Origin of the sequence: Candidatus Microbacterium colombiense, assembly GCA_029203165.1 — a bacterium.
Taxonomy (GTDB): domain Bacteria; phylum Actinomycetota; class Actinomycetes; order Actinomycetales; family Microbacteriaceae; genus Microbacterium; species Microbacterium colombiense.
In genome coordinates, this window is the sequence record CP119308.1 from 2090003 (window position 1) to 2104729 (window position 14727).

General features: G+C 66.3%; 15 protein-coding genes and 2 tRNA genes. 7 read left to right on the forward strand and 10 right to left on the reverse strand.

The window, feature by feature from the left end; translation table 11 throughout:
- Window positions 1-88: 88 nt before the first annotated feature.
- On the reverse strand, window positions 89-1924 hold the full coding sequence (locus tag P0Y60_10055) for a DEAD/DEAH box helicase (GenBank protein WEK59721.1): 1836 nt from the start codon (window positions 1922-1924) through the stop codon (window positions 89-91).
- Window positions 1925-1972: 48 nt separating this feature from the next.
- Entirely contained in the window at window positions 1973-3673 is a 1701-nt protein-coding gene (locus tag P0Y60_10060; GenBank protein WEK59722.1) for a long-chain-fatty-acid--CoA ligase, read from the reverse strand.
- Between the two features lie 72 nt (window positions 3674-3745).
- On the opposite strand from P0Y60_10060, the gene gatC reads away from it, so the two are divergent.
- From gatC to P0Y60_10090, 6 genes are read left to right on the forward strand one after another with little or no spacing between them, the layout of a single operon-like run.
- On the forward strand, window positions 3746-4045 hold the full coding sequence (gatC, locus tag P0Y60_10065; protein WEK59723.1) for an Asp-tRNA(Asn)/Glu-tRNA(Gln) amidotransferase subunit GatC: 300 nt from the start codon (window positions 3746-3748) through the stop codon (window positions 4043-4045).
- Window positions 4042-5559 (forward strand): Asp-tRNA(Asn)/Glu-tRNA(Gln) amidotransferase subunit GatA, encoded by a 1518-nt coding sequence (gene gatA / locus P0Y60_10070; GenBank protein ID WEK59724.1) that lies wholly within the window; start codon window positions 4042-4044, stop codon window positions 5557-5559. The genes gatC and gatA overlap by 4 nt, the downstream gene beginning before the upstream one ends.
- Window positions 5559-7073 (forward strand): Asp-tRNA(Asn)/Glu-tRNA(Gln) amidotransferase subunit GatB, encoded by a 1515-nt coding sequence (gene gatB / locus P0Y60_10075; protein WEK59725.1) that lies wholly within the window; start codon window positions 5559-5561, stop codon window positions 7071-7073. Before gatA ends, gatB begins: the two co-directional genes overlap by 1 nt.
- Window positions 7074-7121: 48 nt before the next feature.
- Entirely contained in the window at window positions 7122-8378 is a 1257-nt protein-coding gene (gene dinB, locus P0Y60_10080; GenBank protein WEK59726.1) for a DNA polymerase IV, read from the forward strand.
- A gap of 37 nt (window positions 8379-8415) precedes the next feature.
- On the forward strand, window positions 8416-8733 hold the full coding sequence (locus tag P0Y60_10085) for a hypothetical protein (protein ID WEK59727.1): 318 nt from the start codon (window positions 8416-8418) through the stop codon (window positions 8731-8733).
- On the forward strand, window positions 8717-9298 hold the full coding sequence (locus P0Y60_10090) for a hypothetical protein (protein ID WEK59728.1): 582 nt from the start codon (window positions 8717-8719) through the stop codon (window positions 9296-9298). Before P0Y60_10085 ends, P0Y60_10090 begins: the two co-directional genes overlap by 17 nt.
- A gap of 12 nt (window positions 9299-9310) precedes the next feature.
- Here P0Y60_10090 and P0Y60_10095 read toward each other — a convergent pair whose 3' ends face one another.
- The 7 genes from P0Y60_10095 to orn form a co-directional block, all read right to left on the reverse strand.
- Window positions 9311-9799, reverse strand: coding sequence for a DUF2017 family protein (locus P0Y60_10095; GenBank protein ID WEK59729.1), 489 nt, complete (start codon window positions 9797-9799; stop codon window positions 9311-9313).
- Window positions 9799-10101, reverse strand: coding sequence for an ATP-dependent Clp protease adapter ClpS (gene clpS, locus P0Y60_10100; GenBank protein WEK59730.1), 303 nt, complete (start codon window positions 10099-10101; stop codon window positions 9799-9801). Before clpS ends, P0Y60_10095 begins: the two co-directional genes overlap by 1 nt.
- Window positions 10092-10439: a metallopeptidase family protein gene (locus tag P0Y60_10105; GenBank protein WEK59731.1), complete on the reverse strand. Its 348-nt coding sequence runs from the start codon at window positions 10437-10439 to the stop codon at window positions 10092-10094. The genes clpS and P0Y60_10105 overlap by 10 nt, the downstream gene beginning before the upstream one ends.
- Window positions 10440-10483: 44 nt before the next feature.
- Window positions 10484-11113 carry a LysE family transporter gene (locus tag P0Y60_10110; GenBank protein WEK59732.1) on the reverse strand — a complete coding sequence of 210 codons (630 nt, stop codon included), beginning with the start codon at window positions 11111-11113 and terminating at the stop codon, window positions 10484-10486.
- 35 nt (window positions 11114-11148) lie between these two features.
- Window positions 11149-13200, reverse strand: a complete 2052-nt coding sequence (locus P0Y60_10115; GenBank protein ID WEK59733.1) for a heavy metal translocating P-type ATPase — start codon at window positions 13198-13200, stop codon at window positions 11149-11151.
- Window positions 13201-13348: 148 nt separating this feature from the next.
- Window positions 13349-13424 (reverse strand) — tRNA-His (locus P0Y60_10120).
- A gap of 36 nt (window positions 13425-13460) precedes the next feature.
- A complete protein-coding gene (gene orn / locus P0Y60_10125) occupies window positions 13461-14087 on the reverse strand; it encodes an oligoribonuclease (GenBank protein ID WEK59734.1) in 627 nt (208 codons plus the stop codon).
- A 79-nt stretch (window positions 14088-14166) separates the two neighbouring features.
- On the opposite strand from orn, the gene P0Y60_10130 reads away from it, so the two are divergent.
- Window positions 14167-14238, forward strand: a tRNA-Arg gene (locus P0Y60_10130).
- Window positions 14239-14350: 112 nt separating this feature from the next.
- Here P0Y60_10130 and P0Y60_10135 read toward each other — a convergent pair.
- Window positions 14351-14620 carry a hypothetical protein gene (locus P0Y60_10135; protein WEK59735.1) on the reverse strand — a complete coding sequence of 90 codons (270 nt, stop codon included), beginning with the start codon at window positions 14618-14620 and terminating at the stop codon, window positions 14351-14353.
- Window positions 14621-14727 lie beyond the last annotated feature (107 nt).

Consider the following 14727-nt stretch of genomic DNA (forward strand, 5'->3'; position numbering starts at 1 on the left):
CAGGCCGCGCGTCTGCCCCGCAGCGAAGCGGGACAGACGCGCGGTAGGTGTTCAGGCGCTGGAGGTCGCGAGACGCGGCCGGCGTCGATCAGCCTTTGTGGCGAGGCTTGCGGTACGGCTTCTCGTCACGATCCGACCGTGAGGGACGATCGTCGCGGTTCGGGCGCTCGTAGCGGTCATCCCGCCCGGCACCGTCGCGCGGTCCGCTGGTGCGTCGACCGACCGGGCCACGATCGGGCTTGATCTCGATCAGACGCCCGGAGATGCGCGTGTCCCGCAGCTTGTCGAGCACGGCCGGGCTGAGGTTCGACGGCAGTTCAACGGTCGAGAAGTCGGGGCGGATGTTGATCACTCCGAAGTCGTCGCGCCCGAGACCGCCCTCGTTCGCCAGCGCGCCGACGATCTGACGCGGCTCGACCCGATGCCGGCGGCCGACCTCGATGCGATAGGCGGTGTAGTCGCCGCGACCACGGCGTTCGGTGCGCGGTTCGCGCGGCTCGCGGGTACCCCGCTCGCGCGGAGGACGGTTGTCGGCTTCGACCGCCTTGGACAGCTTGTCATCGGCCGGGTCGAGCAGGAGCGGCCGCTCGCCCTGCGAGACGACGGCAAGCGCGGCGGCGACGTCGGCTTCGGGCACATCGTGGTTGCGCACGTAGTGCGCGATGATGTCGCGGAACTTCTCGATGCGCTGTGCTTCCTGCAGCGCAGCCGTGATCGCATCGTCGAAGCGCGCCAGACGCGTCGTGTTGACGTCATCGGTGCTCGGCAGCTGCATCTGAGTCGGCGCCTGACGGGTGGCCTTCTCGATCGACTTCAACAGGTAGCGCTCGCGCGGAGTGATGAAGCTGATCGCGTCGCCCTTGCGGCCGGCGCGTCCGGTGCGGCCGATGCGGTGCACGTAGGACTCGGTGTCGGTGGGGATGTCGAAGTTGACGACATGGCTGATCCGCTCGACGTCGAGCCCGCGGGCGGCGACATCGGTGGCGACGAGGATGTCGAGCTTGCCGTCCTTGAGCTGGTTCACGCTGCGTTCGCGCTGCGCCTGCGGGACGTCGCCGTTGATCGCGGCGGCCGAATATCCGCGTGCGCGGAGCTTCTCGGCGAGCGTCTCGGTCTCGTTCTTCGTGCGGACGAACACGATCATGCCGTCGAAGTTCTCGACCTCGAGGATTCGCGTGAGTGCGTCGACCTTCTGCTGATACGACACGACCAGGTAGCGCTGGGTGATGTTGGTACCCGTCGCGGTCTTCGACTTGATGCTGATCTCTTCCGGATCGCGGAGGTACTTCTGCGCGAGGCGGCGGATCTGCGGGGGCATGGTCGCCGAGAACAGTGCGACCTGCTTCTCGGAGGGCGTCTGTGCGAGGATCTGCTCGACATCTTCCGCGAAGCCCATCTTGAGCATCTCGTCGGCTTCATCGAGCACGAGGTACTTCAGCTCGGACAGGTCGAGCGTGCCCTTGGCGAGATGATCCATGATGCGGCCGGGGGTTCCGACGATCACGTGCACACCGCGGCGCAGGGCGGAGAGCTGCACGCCGTATGCCTGGCCACCGTAGACGGGCAGCATGTGCACACCCTTCATGCGGCTGGCGTAAGACTCGAATGCCTCGCAGACCTGCAGTGCGAGCTCGCGGGTCGGGGCGAGCACGAGGGCCTGCGGCAACTTCTGCGAGACGTCGAGGTTCTCGAGGACGGGCAGCGCGAAGGCCGCTGTCTTTCCCGTTCCGGTCTGGGCCATGCCGACGACGTCGCGTCCACCCAGCAGAGTCGGAATGGTCGCGGCTTGGATGGGGGAGGGGGTCTCGTATCCGAGATCACGGATCGCCTTGAGGACGGGCCCGGTGATGCCGAGTTCCTCGAATCCAGGGGTCGCGGGAGATTCGTCGGGGGCGTCGGTCAGCGTTGCGTCTTCAGGGGTCACTGACCAAGGGTAGCGCCCCGACCATGGTTCTCGCCTGTGAGGGCGACCTCAGGAACCGCTCGTGAGGGCCAGCAACCGCTCCCGGACCTGACGTCGGAGCACCTTTCCGATCAGCGACTTGGGCAGTTCGTCGACCACGAAGATCCTGCGCGGCACCTTGTACGGAGTCAGGATCCCCCGGGCGAAGTCGCGGATCGCCTCTACGTCGATGTCGGTTCCGCTGTCGACGACGATCGCCGCGACGACCTCCTCGCCGGAGTGTCCGCTCGGCAAGCCGACGACGGCCGCGTCGCTCACGGAAGGATGCTGGCGCAGCGCGTTCTCCACCTCGGTGGGGGCGACGTTGAAGCCGCCCGTGATGATGAGCTCCTTGATCCGGTCGACGATCCTGATGAACCCGGCCTCATCCACCGTGACGATGTCGCCTGTACGGAACCAGCCGTCGACGAACACCTCCTCGGTCTCCTCGGGTTTGCCGTAGTACCCGGAGAACACCTGAGGGCCGCGCACCAGAAGTTCTCCGGAGGATCCCGGGGTGACGTCCTGGGTGGGGTTCTCCGGATCGACGACGCGACATTCCGTGCCCGGCAGCGGCAACCCGACGGTTCCGGGAACGCGGTTGTCGGCCACCGGATTGGCCATGAGCACGGGGGAGCATTCGCTGAGTCCGTAGCCCTCGACGAGGAAGCCGTGCGTGGCCGCCTCGAAAGGCACGACGAGGTCGTGCGGCAACGCCATCGCTCCCGAGATCGCGACCTCCACGCCCGCGAGCGACACGCCCTTCTGTGTCGCCGCGGCGAGCAGCCGATCCGCGATCGGCGGGACGAGCGGCAGGAACGTCGCCGGATGCTTCTTCATCGCATCGAGCACCAGATCGGGTTCGAACTTGGGGAACAGGACGAGGCGGGCGCCCATCGACATCGCGAACGTGAGGCAGAGCGTCAGACCGTACGCATGGAACATCGGCAGCACGGCATACACGACGCAGCCCTTCCCGCGCTGGATGGACGGGACCCAGGCCCGAGCCTGCGCAGCGTTCGCGAGCAGGTTCCGGTGCGTGAGCGACGCACCTTTGGGCGTGCCCGTCGTACCCGAGGTGTACTGGATGATTGCGAGGTCGTCGGTCTGCGGCCGCGGATGGGAGTCGGGGATCGGCTCCGACGACAGCAGTGTCTCCCAGGGCACTGTCCCGCGGACCTTCTCGGTGAGCGCCGCTCGGGACTCTCGCGCCTTCGCCACAGGCAGCCGCAGTGCGAGTCGGGTGAGCCACGGCATGGATCGCGTCACATCGACGGAGATGAGGGTGGTGACGGCGAGATCGGCGGGGAAGTCCTGCACCGTGCCGACGACCTTGTTCCACACGATCGCATGTGTGGCGCCGTGATCTTCGAACTGCTTGCGGAGCTCCCGCGGTGTGTACAGCGGATTGTGCTCGACGACGACGGCCCCCAACCGCAGCACGGCGTAGAAGGCGATGATGTGCTGCGGGCAGTTCGGCAACACGATCGCCACAGGATCCCCTGCTCGTACACCGCGATCGCGGAGGCCGGCCGCGGCGCGATCGATCGCGTGTTGGAGCTCGGCGTAGGACGTCTCGCGGCCGAAGAACTGCAGGGCCGGGGCATCCGGGTAGTCCCGCACGGATGCCGCGACGATGTCGATCAGCGATCCGGAGACGGGGGCGAGGTCTTCCGGGACACCGGCGGCGTAGCTGGCGACCCACGGGCGAGGAGGCTGGAACGTGCTCACCCGCTCAGCATAGGGCGCGGCGGTCAGGCCGAGGGGGCGGGTGCTGCCGGGTGCGACAACTAGACTTGGGACGTGTCTGAAATCACCCCTGATCTCGTGCGCCATCTCGGCGTGCTCGCGCGTATCCAGCTGAACGATGACGAGGTGTCCCGACTCACGGGACAGCTCGACGCCATCGTCGACAACATCGCGAAGGTGTCGCAGGTCGCGACCGACGACATCGTCGCGACGAGTCACCCGATCCCGTTGAGCAATGTCTTCCGTCCCGATGTGGTCGGCGAGACGCTCACGCACGAGCAGGTGCTCCAGAACGCACCGGATGCCGCCGACGGCCGCTTCCGCGTCACCGCGATCCTGGGAGAAGAGCAGTGAGCGACATCATCCGACTGACGGCAGCGGAGCTCGCGGCGAAGCTGAACGCACGCGAGATCTCCAGCGTCGAAGCGACGCAGGCCCACCTCGACCGCATCGCGGCGGTGGACGGCGACGTCCACGCGTTCCTCCACGTCAACGAGCACGCGCTGGATGCGGCGGCAGCCGTCGACGCACAGCGCGCCGCGGGCGAGGACGTCGGCCCACTCGCCGGCGTGCCTCTCGCGATCAAGGACGTGCTCGTCACCACTGACCAGCCGACCACGAGCGGTTCGCGCATCCTCGAGGGCTACCGCTCTCCGTATGACGCGACCGTCGTCGCACGATCGCGCGTCGCTGGGCTGATTCCGCTCGGCAAGACCAACATGGACGAGTTCGCGATGGGATCGTCGACCGAGCACTCGGCGTACGGTCCGACGCGCAACCCGTGGGACCTCACCCGCATCCCCGGAGGCTCCGGCGGTGGTTCGGCCGCGGCGGTCGCCGCGTTCGAGGCGCCGTTCGCTCTGGGCTCCGACACCGGTGGCTCCATCCGCCAGCCCGCCCACGTGACGGGAACGGTCGGCGTCAAGCCGACGTACGGCGGCGTGAGCCGATACGGGGCCATCGCGCTCGCATCGAGCCTCGACCAGGTCGGTCCGGTCACGCGCACCGTGCTTGACGCGGGGCTGCTGCACGACGTGATCGGTGGCCACGACCCCAAGGACTCGACGTCGTTGCGAGACGCCTGGCCGTCGTTCGCGGATGCTGCGCGCGAGGGTGCACGGGGAGACGTTCTCAAGGGGCTGAAGGTCGGAGTGATCCGCGAGCTCCCCGACAGCGGCTTCCAGCCGGGGGTCGCGGAGTCGTTCCGCAGTTCCCTGGCGCTGATGGAGGCTCAGGGTGCCGAGATCGTCGAGATCGGCGCACCCCATTTCGAGTACGGTGTCGCGGCCTACTATCTGATCCTCCCTGCTGAGGCATCGAGCAACCTGGCGAAGTTCGACTCCGTGCGCTTCGGACTACGCGTCACCCCCGACGGCAACCCCACGGTCGAGGACGTCATGTCGGCGACCCGCGATGCCGGCTTCGGCGATGAGGTCAAGCGCCGCATCATTCTGGGTACCTATGCGCTGTCCGCCGGATACTACGACGCGTACTACGGCAGCGCGCAGAAGGTGCGCACGCTCATCCAGCAGGACTTCGCGGCCGCCTTCGCCGACGTCGACGTGATCGCGACGCCCTCGGCTCCGACCACGGCCTTCAAGATCGGCGAGAAGATCGATGACCCGCTGCAGATGTACTTGAACGACATCACCACCATCCCGGTCAACCTGGCGGGTGTCCCGGGGATCTCGATCCCCAGTGGGCTGGCGGCGGAGGACGGACTGCCCGTCGGCATCCAGTTCATCGCTCCGGCACGCGAGGACGCACGTCTCTACCGCGTCGGCGCTGCACTCGAGGCCGTGCTCCTCGACTCCTGGGGCGCTCCGCTCCTGACCCGCGCACCCCAGCTCGCAGGAGGGAACCGCTGATGGCCACCGCCAAGCTCATGGATTTCGACAAGGCGCTCGAGCTGTTCGAGCCTGTCCTCGGTTTCGAGGTGCATGTCGAGCTCAACACGAACACGAAAATGTTCTCGGATGCTCCGAACCCCGCGAACGAGGCGTTCCACGCGGCGGAGCCCAACACGCTCATCGCGCCGGTCGACCTCGGTCTTCCCGGTTCCCTGCCCGTGGTGAACGAGACGGCCATCCGTTCGTCCATCAGCCTGGGTCTCGCCCTGGGCTGTTCCATCGCCGAGTCGAGCCGCTTCGCGCGGAAGAACTACTTCTACCCGGATCTCGGCAAGAACTACCAGATCTCGCAGTTCGATGAGCCGATCGCCTATGAGGGATCCGTCGAGGTCGAACTCGAGGACGGCACTCTCGTCACCATCCCGATCGAGCGGGCGCACATGGAGGAGGACGCCGGCAAGCTCACCCACATGGGCGGCGCGACCGGACGTATCCAGGGAGCCGAGTACTCGCTCGTCGACTACAACCGTGCAGGCGTCCCTCTCGTCGAGATCGTCACGAAGGTGATCTTCGGCGCTGAGCACCGCGCTCCCGAGGTGGCGAAGGCCTACGTCTCGGCGATCCGCGACATCGTGCGCGGTCTCGGGATCTCCGAGGCGCGTCTGGAGCGTGGCAACCTGCGGTGCGATGCGAACGTCTCCCTGCGCCCCCGTGGCGTCGAGAAGCTGGGTACGCGTACTGAGACGAAGAACGTGAACTCGATGCGGTCGGTCGAGCGCGCCGTGCGGTACGAGATCCAGCGGCAGGCGCAGATCCTCGCCGACGGTGGAACGATCACACAGGAGACGCGCCACTGGCATGAAGACTCCGGCACCACGTCGCCCGGACGTCCGAAGTCGGACGCGGACGACTACCGCTACTTCCCTGAGCCCGACCTGCTTCCCGTCGAGCCGGCACGCGAGCTGATCGAGGAACTGCGTGCGGCTCTGCCCGAGCAGCCAGTCGCTCGTCGCCGTCGTCTGAAGGCGGACTGGGGTTTCACCGACCTCGAGTTCCAGGACGTGCGAAACGGTGGCCTGATCGACGAGGTCGAGGCCACGATCGCGGCTGGCGCCACTCCGGCCACGGCGCGGAAGTGGTGGACGGGCGAGATCAGCCGGTTGGCGAACACGCAGGAGAAGGACGCCACGGCACTGATCTCCCCGCAGAACGTCGCTGCCCTGCAGAAGCTCGTCGATGCCGGCACCTTGACGGACAAGCTCGCCCGGCAGGTGCTCGAGGGAGTGATCGCGGGGGAGGGATCCCCGCAGGAGGTCGTCGATGCCCGTGGTCTCGCGGTGGTCTCGGACGACGGTGCGTTGATCGCCGCGATCGACGACGCACTCGCCGCTCAGCCCGACGTGCTCGCAAAGATCCAGGACGGCAAGGTGCAGGCCGCCGGAGCCGTCATCGGCGCCGTGATGAAGGCCATGAAAGGGCAGGCGGACGCCGCCCGCGTCCGCGAGCTCGTCCTCGAGCGCGCAGGACAGTGATCCCGTCTCCCGGATCTCCCTGTCGGAGGTCCGGGAGACAATGGTTCCATGGGACACGGTGACGGCAGGGGACGATTGGTCTCGCCGTCGAACGCGGACGACACCGGAACTGCCATCCTCCACATCGACATGGATGCGTTCTACGCCGCGGTCGAGGTGCTCGACGATCCCAGCCTCCGAGGGCTGCCGCTGATCATCGGAGCGCCGGATGGGCGCTCCGTGGTGTCCAGCGCATCGTACGAGGCCCGTCGATACGGGGTGCGTGCGGCGATGCCGGTCGGTCAGGCGCTCCGCCTCTGCCCGACTGCCCGCATCGTGCTCCCGCACTTCCATCGTTATCAAGAGGTCTCGCGCCAGGTGATGGCGATCTTCGAGTCGTTCACGCCCCTGGTGGAGCCTCTGTCAGTCGACGAGGCCTTCCTCGACGTCCGCGGCGTCAGGCGGCTGTGGGGCAGCCCTGCACAGATCGCGACGCTCATCAGAGAGCGTGTGCACTCCGAGGTGGGCATCACCTGCAGTGTCGGCGTCGCCGCCACGAAGCACGTCGCGAAGATGGCGTCCACCATCGCCAAGCCCGACGGGATGCTGGTGATCGCGGCCGCGGACACGCTCGACTTCCTCGGACCACGGTCGGTCAGAACCATGTGGGGTGTCGGGCCGAAGGCGGCGGAAGCTCTCGAAGCGCGCGGCATTCGCACGATCCTCGACATCAGAGAGGCGCCGCGCGAGATGCTGGAGCGTGCGGTGGGACCCGCATTGGGCGAACGACTGGGGCAACTCGCCCGTGGCCAGGATGCTCGACCCATCGAGACCGATCGCGTGGAGAAGAGCATCGGGCATGAGGAGACGTTCGAGAGCGACATCCTCGACCGAGAGTTCCTGCGGGGAGAACTGCTGCGGCTTTCCGATCGTGTCGCCGCGCGGCTGAGGCGGGCGGACTGGGAGGCGGGGACCGTATCGATCAAGATCCGCTTCGATGACTTCCGAACCGTTAACCGCTCGCAGACGCTCGCCGAGCCCACCGCCGTCGGGCAGCGGATCGGAGAATCGGCGCACGCCCTGTTCGACCAGGTCGAACGTCGGGATCCGGTACGGCTGGTCGGAGTCCGTGCGGAGAAACTCCGACCGGCCGGTGGCGGTGGGCTGGGACTGTGGGATGACGACGAGGATTGGCGTCGCGTCGAAGGTGCAGTCGACGGTGCGGTCGCACGTTTCGGTTCGGCCACGATCACTCGGGCGCGTCATCTCGGGCGCGGTGAGGGCCGCGGCGCGGCGCAGCATCCAAAGGCGCACGGCGTCGATTGACCCCGCACGTTGCACTCGCGTCGAGTAGCGTGGTGTCATGCCGAACATTGCACTCGAACTCGGAAAGCAAGCTGCGTCCTTCGGTGTGAAGAGCGCCTATGGAGAGCCGCAGGATGTCGACGGCGTCAGCATCACTCCGGTCGCCTTCACCTACTCCGGCTTCGGCGGGGGGAGCGGAGACGGCGGAGAGGGCGGCGGGGGCGGTGGTGTCTCCGTGCCCGTTGGCGTCTACGTGCGCCGCGAGGAAGGTCTTCGCTTCGAGCCGAACATCGTCACGCTGCTCGTGGTCGCTGTGCCGTTCGTCTGGGTTGCCGGGCGGGCGTTGAGCCGCATCATCCGTGCCCTCAAGAAGTGACGACCCTGTCGCGAACGCTCTTGGGCGTGCCGCGGCACTGATCATCGACGACATCCGTGCGCTGGCTGCAGCGAACCCGGTCGTTCTGATCGATGGTGGCAGCGGGGCGGGCAAGTCATCGCTCGCGAGAATCCTATCGGCGCAATGGCCGGTGGCCGGACGGGTCCAGGTCGTCGCGCTCGATTCGCTGTACCCGGGGTGGGACGGCCTCGACGCCGGTGTGGATCGAGCGCTCGACGGCATCCTTCGGCCTCACGGGCGGGGGTACCTCGGATCGTGGCGTCGATGGGACTGGACTCAGGCCGCTGAGGCCGAAAACCATGCGGTGGATCCGTCGCTCGGCGTGATCATCGAGGGAAGCGGCGTCCTGACTCCGACGACGGCGGCGCTGGCCGATGTGCGCGTGTGGTTGGAGTCGGCGGAGCCGGCGCGAAAGACGCGGGCCCTGGCCCGTGACGGCGACACCTACCGACCGCATTGGGACCGCTGGGCTGCCCAGGAGCGTCGCCACCTGATCCGCGACGCCCCGCGATCCCACGCGACGCGGATCTTCGATATCCCGTAGCGCGACGGCGGCTCATCCGCCTTCGTCGGCGGCCTGGATCAGGAGTTCGAGGCGGTATCCGAGCCAGTCGTAGATGCCGTAACGGGCGTCGTCGGGGTCGTGATCGTCGTCGGAGGTGATGCCGAGCCGCGTGGCGATGATCAGGCGCAACGAGGTGAGCGTGCGCATCCAGGCGTCGACATCGGCGGAATCGATCACGATCTCCCGTGTCGCGAGGGCTGTGCCCTCCGGGAGCGACTCCGTGTCGGTGCGGAACTCACGCAGCGCCTCGCCGACGGTCTGCGCATCGTGGTGGCGGCGATCGAGGATCTCGTCACGGGTGCTCGTCGCGAAGTCCTTCGCCGCGTCCGCGTCATCCGGATACGGGCTCGGGGTCAACCGCGCGACAGCAGGATCATCGAGATCGCGATCCGCGCCGATCAGGTCGGCGAGATCGTCGACCAGCTGCACCAGATGCACCCCTTCCAGGTGTGCAAGTGAGACGAGGAACGTGGAATCCACTAGTCCGTGACCTTCCTGACGGTCGCCCAGAGACCGTAGTCGTGCATCGCTTGAGCGTGTACCTCCATCGTCTCGCGTGGCCCGGTCGCCACGATCGCGTGCCCGTCATGGTGCACGGACAGCATGAGCTGGTTCGCGTGATCCTGCGAATAGCCGAAATAGGTGCGGAAGACGCGTACGACGTAACTCATGAGGTTGACGGGGTCGTTCCACACGATCACCTGCCACGGCTCGAGGGGTGCCGCGCTGAGTTCCACGACCTCATCGATATCGGGCGATGCCACCGGCGTACTCATGCCCATCCCATTTCATGGAGCTGCTGGTCGTCGATTCCGTAGAAGTGCGCGATCTCATGGACGAGAGTCGTGTGGACCTCGTCTCGGAGCTCTTCCTCGTTCTCGCAGTTCAGGAGGTGTGGTTCTCGATACACAACGATGCGGTCGGGCAGCTCGCCCATCCCGTACCGATCGCGTTCGGTCAGAGCGAGGCCGTCGTACAGTCCCAGCAGGTCCAGGGTGCCGTCCTCCGGACGGTCCTCCACGACGAACACGACATTTTCCAGACCGTCCACCATGTCATCCGGCAGACGGTCGAGCTCATCGATCACGAGGGCTTCGAAGGCCGCGCTATCCATCTCCATCGCGTTCCAGCCTAGACGCGGCCGGGTCTCGCTGTCCTCGGACCTCAATGTAGGAACACGAGCAGGCCGGCGACGGCGATGAACAGAGCGCCGAAGACGGTGTTGAGCGTGCGCTGACCCTGCACCGATCGGGTGAATCTGCGGAAGGGGCGTGCCGCGGCTGCGAAGAATCCCCACATCACGACGACATCGACGATGATCACGGTTCCGATCAGCGTGAGGTACTGGGGGAGAGGGGGCTGGTCGAGGCGGATGAACTGCGGGATGAAAGCGAGGAAGAACACGATCGCCTTCGGGTTGAGCAGGTTCACCCAGAAGCCGCGCCGAATCATCGACCAGTGGCTCTCATACGCGTCGACGACAGTGGCCTCATCCACGCTCGTGGCGGTCGCCTTGGTGAGGATCAACCGGATGCCGAGGAACACGAGGTATGCCGCGCCGGCATAGCGGATGACATTGAACAGGATCTCCGAGCGGGAGACGAGCAGGCCGACTCCTGCGGCGACGATCATGACATGGACGATGAGCGCGAGTTGCTGGCCGACGATCCCCCAGATGGACCGGCGCCAGCCCTGGCTCAGAGCGTTCGACATGGTGTTGATGGCGCCGGCACCCGGCGTGAAACTGATCACCACGCACGCGGTCAGCAGGGAGAACCAGACGGCGAGCGACACCTCGCAATTCTAAGGGGCGTGGACCTGGTGCACCGTCAGGGCAAAGGTGCGAGGCGATCGGCGCTCAGATCGACTCGTCGCAACAGTTGGGCGTTCACCGCGACGACGATCGTCGACAGCGACATCAGGATCGCGCCGACAGACATCGGCAGGATGAAGCCCCATGGCGCGAGCACGCCCGCCGCAAGAGGCACGGAGAGCAGGTTGTACCCCGCCGCCCACCACAGGTTCTGTGCCATCTTGCGATAGCTCGCCCGAGACAGCTCGATGACGGAGAGCACGGCACGCGGATCATCGCCGGCGAGGATCACCCCGGCCGAGGCGATCGCGACGTCGGTTCCGGCCCCGATCGCCAGTCCGACATCTGCCTGGGCGAGCGCAGGAGCATCGTTCACGCCGTCTCCGACCATTGCCACGCGCCGGCCTTCGCTCTGGAGCTCCCGCACCTTCGCGCTCTTCTCCTCCGGGCGTACCCCGGCGAAGACGCGTCGGATGTCGAGCTGATCGGCGACGTCGCGGGCGACGGCCTCGGCATCGCCCGTGATCATCACCACGTCGATGCCCCGTCGGGCGAGGGCCATGACAGCTGCGCGTGACTCGGGGCGCACTTCGTCGGAGAGCCGGAGCGCGCCGACGACGCGTCCATCGACGAGCACGTGGAGGATGATCGCTCCCTGAGCGCGCCAGGCGTCGACGGCGTCGAGTTCCGAGGTCTCCGCGTCCTCGAGGAGCCGGGGACCGCCGACCTGGACGATCTGATCGTCGACACGGGCGGTCACACCGACGGCGGGTGAGGACGAGAAGTCGCCAGCGGAGCGGATGTCCAGTCCCCGCTCTCGCGCAGCAGTGACGATGGCGGCGGCCAGTGGGTGCTCCGACTCGCGTTCGGCAGCCGCAGCAAGTGCAAGGAGCTGGTTCTCGTCATAGGGTTCGAGCGCCACGGCGCCGGTGACGGCGGGCGCGCCCTTCGTGAGCGTGCCTGTCTTGTCGAAGAGCACCGTGTCGACCGTCCGCATGCGCTCGAGTGCGAGACGGTCCTTCACCAGGACGCCGGCACGCGCCGCACGTTCTGTGGCGATGGACACGACGAGCGGGATGGCCAACCCCAACGCGTGCGGGCAGGCGATGACGAGAACGGTGATCGTCCGGATCACCGCATCATCGGACATTCCGGCGACCGTCCACACGATCGCCGTGACGATGGCAGCACTGAGTGCGAACCAGAACAACCAGGCCGCAGCGCGATCAGCGATCCGTTGGGCACGCGAAGACGACGCCTGCGCGTCGGCGACGAGCTGCTGGATGCCCGCGAGGGCGGTGTCCTTCCCGACGGCACCCACCCGCACGCGCAGACCGGAGTCGGTTGCCACGGTGCCGGCAACGACGCGGTCGCCCATGCCTCGGCGCACCGGGACGGACTCTCCCGTGACCATCGACTCGTCGATGCTCGCGCTGCCTTGAACGACGATCCCGTCGGCCGGGAGTCTTCCGCCGGGCCGCACCACAACGACGTCATCGAGCCGGAGTTCCGACGGCGACACGACCACGATCTCCTCGCCGTCGAGTCGCTCCGCCTCGTCGGGGAGGAGCGCTGCCAACGAGTCGAGCGCGGATGTCGTCTCAGCCAGCGATCGCATCTCGATCCAGTGGCCGAGGAGCATGATCACGATGAGCAGGGCGAGCTCCCACCAGAACTCCAGTTCGTGGTGGAGCAGTCCCAGTGTCGCCCCCCACGAGGCGAGGAGGGCGACGGTGATCGCGAGCGCGATCAACAGCATCATTCCGGGGGCGCGCGATCGAAGCTCGGACACCGCACCGGTGAGGAAGGGGGCGCCGCCCCAGACGTACATGATCGTTCCCAGAACAGGCGAGACCCAGATCAGACCGTCCGGGACTTCATATCCGAGGATCATCGCGAACATGGGGGAGAGGGCGACGACGGGCAGTGCGATCGCGAGCATGATCCAGAAGAGGCGCCGGAAGTGTGCGACGTGGTCACCGTGCCCCGCGTGCCCCTGGTGTGACTCCTGGCCGCCCGAGGCGTGGTGTTCGGAATGATCGGTGTGAGCCTCATGCGTCCCACTCATCTGCGGTTCATGCGTGTGTGCCATCATGTTCCCTTCTTCCGTCGATCATAGGAACGTAATACCCCCTGGGGGTATTCCCTGTCTTCCCTGATCCGTGAATGAGGGCACAAAAAAGAGGTCCGAATCGATTGATTCGGACCTCTTGATATGGGGTGAGTAACGGGACTCGAACCCGCGACATCCGGCACCACAAGCCAGCGCTCTACCAGCTGAGCTATACCCACCATGCGCCCACCGGAGCGGGCGACCACACGAGTCTATTACATGTTCGGGGTGAACTCTGACACGGTGCGGGAGGCGATGTCGCGGGCGTCATCACTGGTGGGCCCGGGCTCGTCCACGAACACCGCCGCACGATAGTAGCGCAGCTCACGAATCGACTCGAGGATGTCAGCGAGCGCACGGTGTCCGCCGTCCTTGGACGGTGCCTGGAAGAACACCCGCGGGTACCAGCGACGAGACAGTTCTTTGATGCTGGACACATCGACGTTGCGGTAGTGGAGCCACTGGTCGACGTCGGTCATGTACTTGGCCAGGAACATGCGGTCGGTGCCGATCGTGTTTCCTGCGAGCGGTGCCTTGCGCTCCATGGGGACGAATCGCTTGATGTACGCGAGCGTCTGCTGCTCGGCCTCTGCGAGCGAGACCCCGAGTGGGATCTCCTCGATGAGACCCGACGTCTCGTGCATCTGTGTGACGAAGTCATTCATGTTCGAGAGGGCCGCGTCGCTCGGACGGATCACGATCTGGAATCCGGGATCAACAGGTCGAAGTTCGAAGTCCGTGATGACGACGGCGATCTCGACGAGTTCATCGATCTCGAGATCGAGCCCTGTCATCTCGCAGTCGATCCATACGAGTCGATCATTCTCCGCCGCAGATACCATGTCGTCATACTATCGACGCCGCGGACATCGGCTCCCGAGCTCGAAGCGGTCTCGTCGACAGGGTACGGTAGATGCATTCGCCTCCGTAGCTCAGAGGAAGAGCAGCGGCCTTCTAATCCGCCGGTCGCAGGTTCGAATCCTGCCGGGGGCACCTCGGATATTCCATCCATTCACGCGCGATGGTGGCTTCGGCGGCGACGGACACGTCCGTTCTGGATTGTCGCGTTGCTCGACGCGTTGGTGACTCGGACAGAGCCCTCTGCTCAGGAATATCGGAGTGCGGAGACAGCGTCGTCGACTCGCCAGAATTCGCCGATGATGCGAAAACTGCCCGTGGCGAGGTGCAGTCGTTCGGCGCGATATCTGAGCCCCAACGGATCAGCGACGATGCGAAGGTGGCCCAGTACCCGTTCCGCCCGATCCTGCACGCGCCACAGATGGTCTGACGCTCGGACCAGGTGCTCACGAGGTGAAGCCAGTGCGGGAGCGGCGTAGGGGATTTCGACGGAGGACGTGATCTGGGTGGTGGACATGTGGAGCTCCTTTCGTCTTTCGAACATATGACCGACCACCGACATTGGCCTCGCCTGTCTCCAGCTGATCTCCGGATGGCGCCTTCCCTCCACAGGCGACTTCGCCG

Excerpts from the sequence above, each read along its gene's own strand:
- P0Y60_10105 (WEK59731.1), bottom strand. The coding sequence starts at position 10,439 with ATGGAGATGGATAGCGCGGCCTTCGAAGCCCTCGTGATCGATGAGCTC.
- orn (WEK59734.1), bottom strand. The coding sequence starts at position 14,087 with ATGGTATCTGCGGCGGAGAATGATCGACTCGTATGGATCGACTGCGAG.
- clpS (WEK59730.1), bottom strand. The coding sequence starts at position 10,101 with ATGGGCATGAGTACGCCGGTGGCATCGCCCGATATCGATGAGGTCGTG.
- dinB (WEK59726.1), top strand. The coding sequence starts at position 7,122 with ATGGGACACGGTGACGGCAGGGGACGATTGGTCTCGCCGTCGAACGCG.
- P0Y60_10115 (WEK59733.1), bottom strand. The coding sequence starts at position 13,200 with ATGAGTGGGACGCATGAGGCTCACACCGATCATTCCGAACACCACGCC.
- gatB (WEK59725.1), top strand. The coding sequence starts at position 5,559 with ATGGCCACCGCCAAGCTCATGGATTTCGACAAGGCGCTCGAGCTGTTC.
- P0Y60_10085 (WEK59727.1), top strand. The coding sequence starts at position 8,416 with ATGCCGAACATTGCACTCGAACTCGGAAAGCAAGCTGCGTCCTTCGGT.
- P0Y60_10135 (WEK59735.1), bottom strand. The coding sequence starts at position 14,620 with ATGTCCACCACCCAGATCACGTCCTCCGTCGAAATCCCCTACGCCGCT.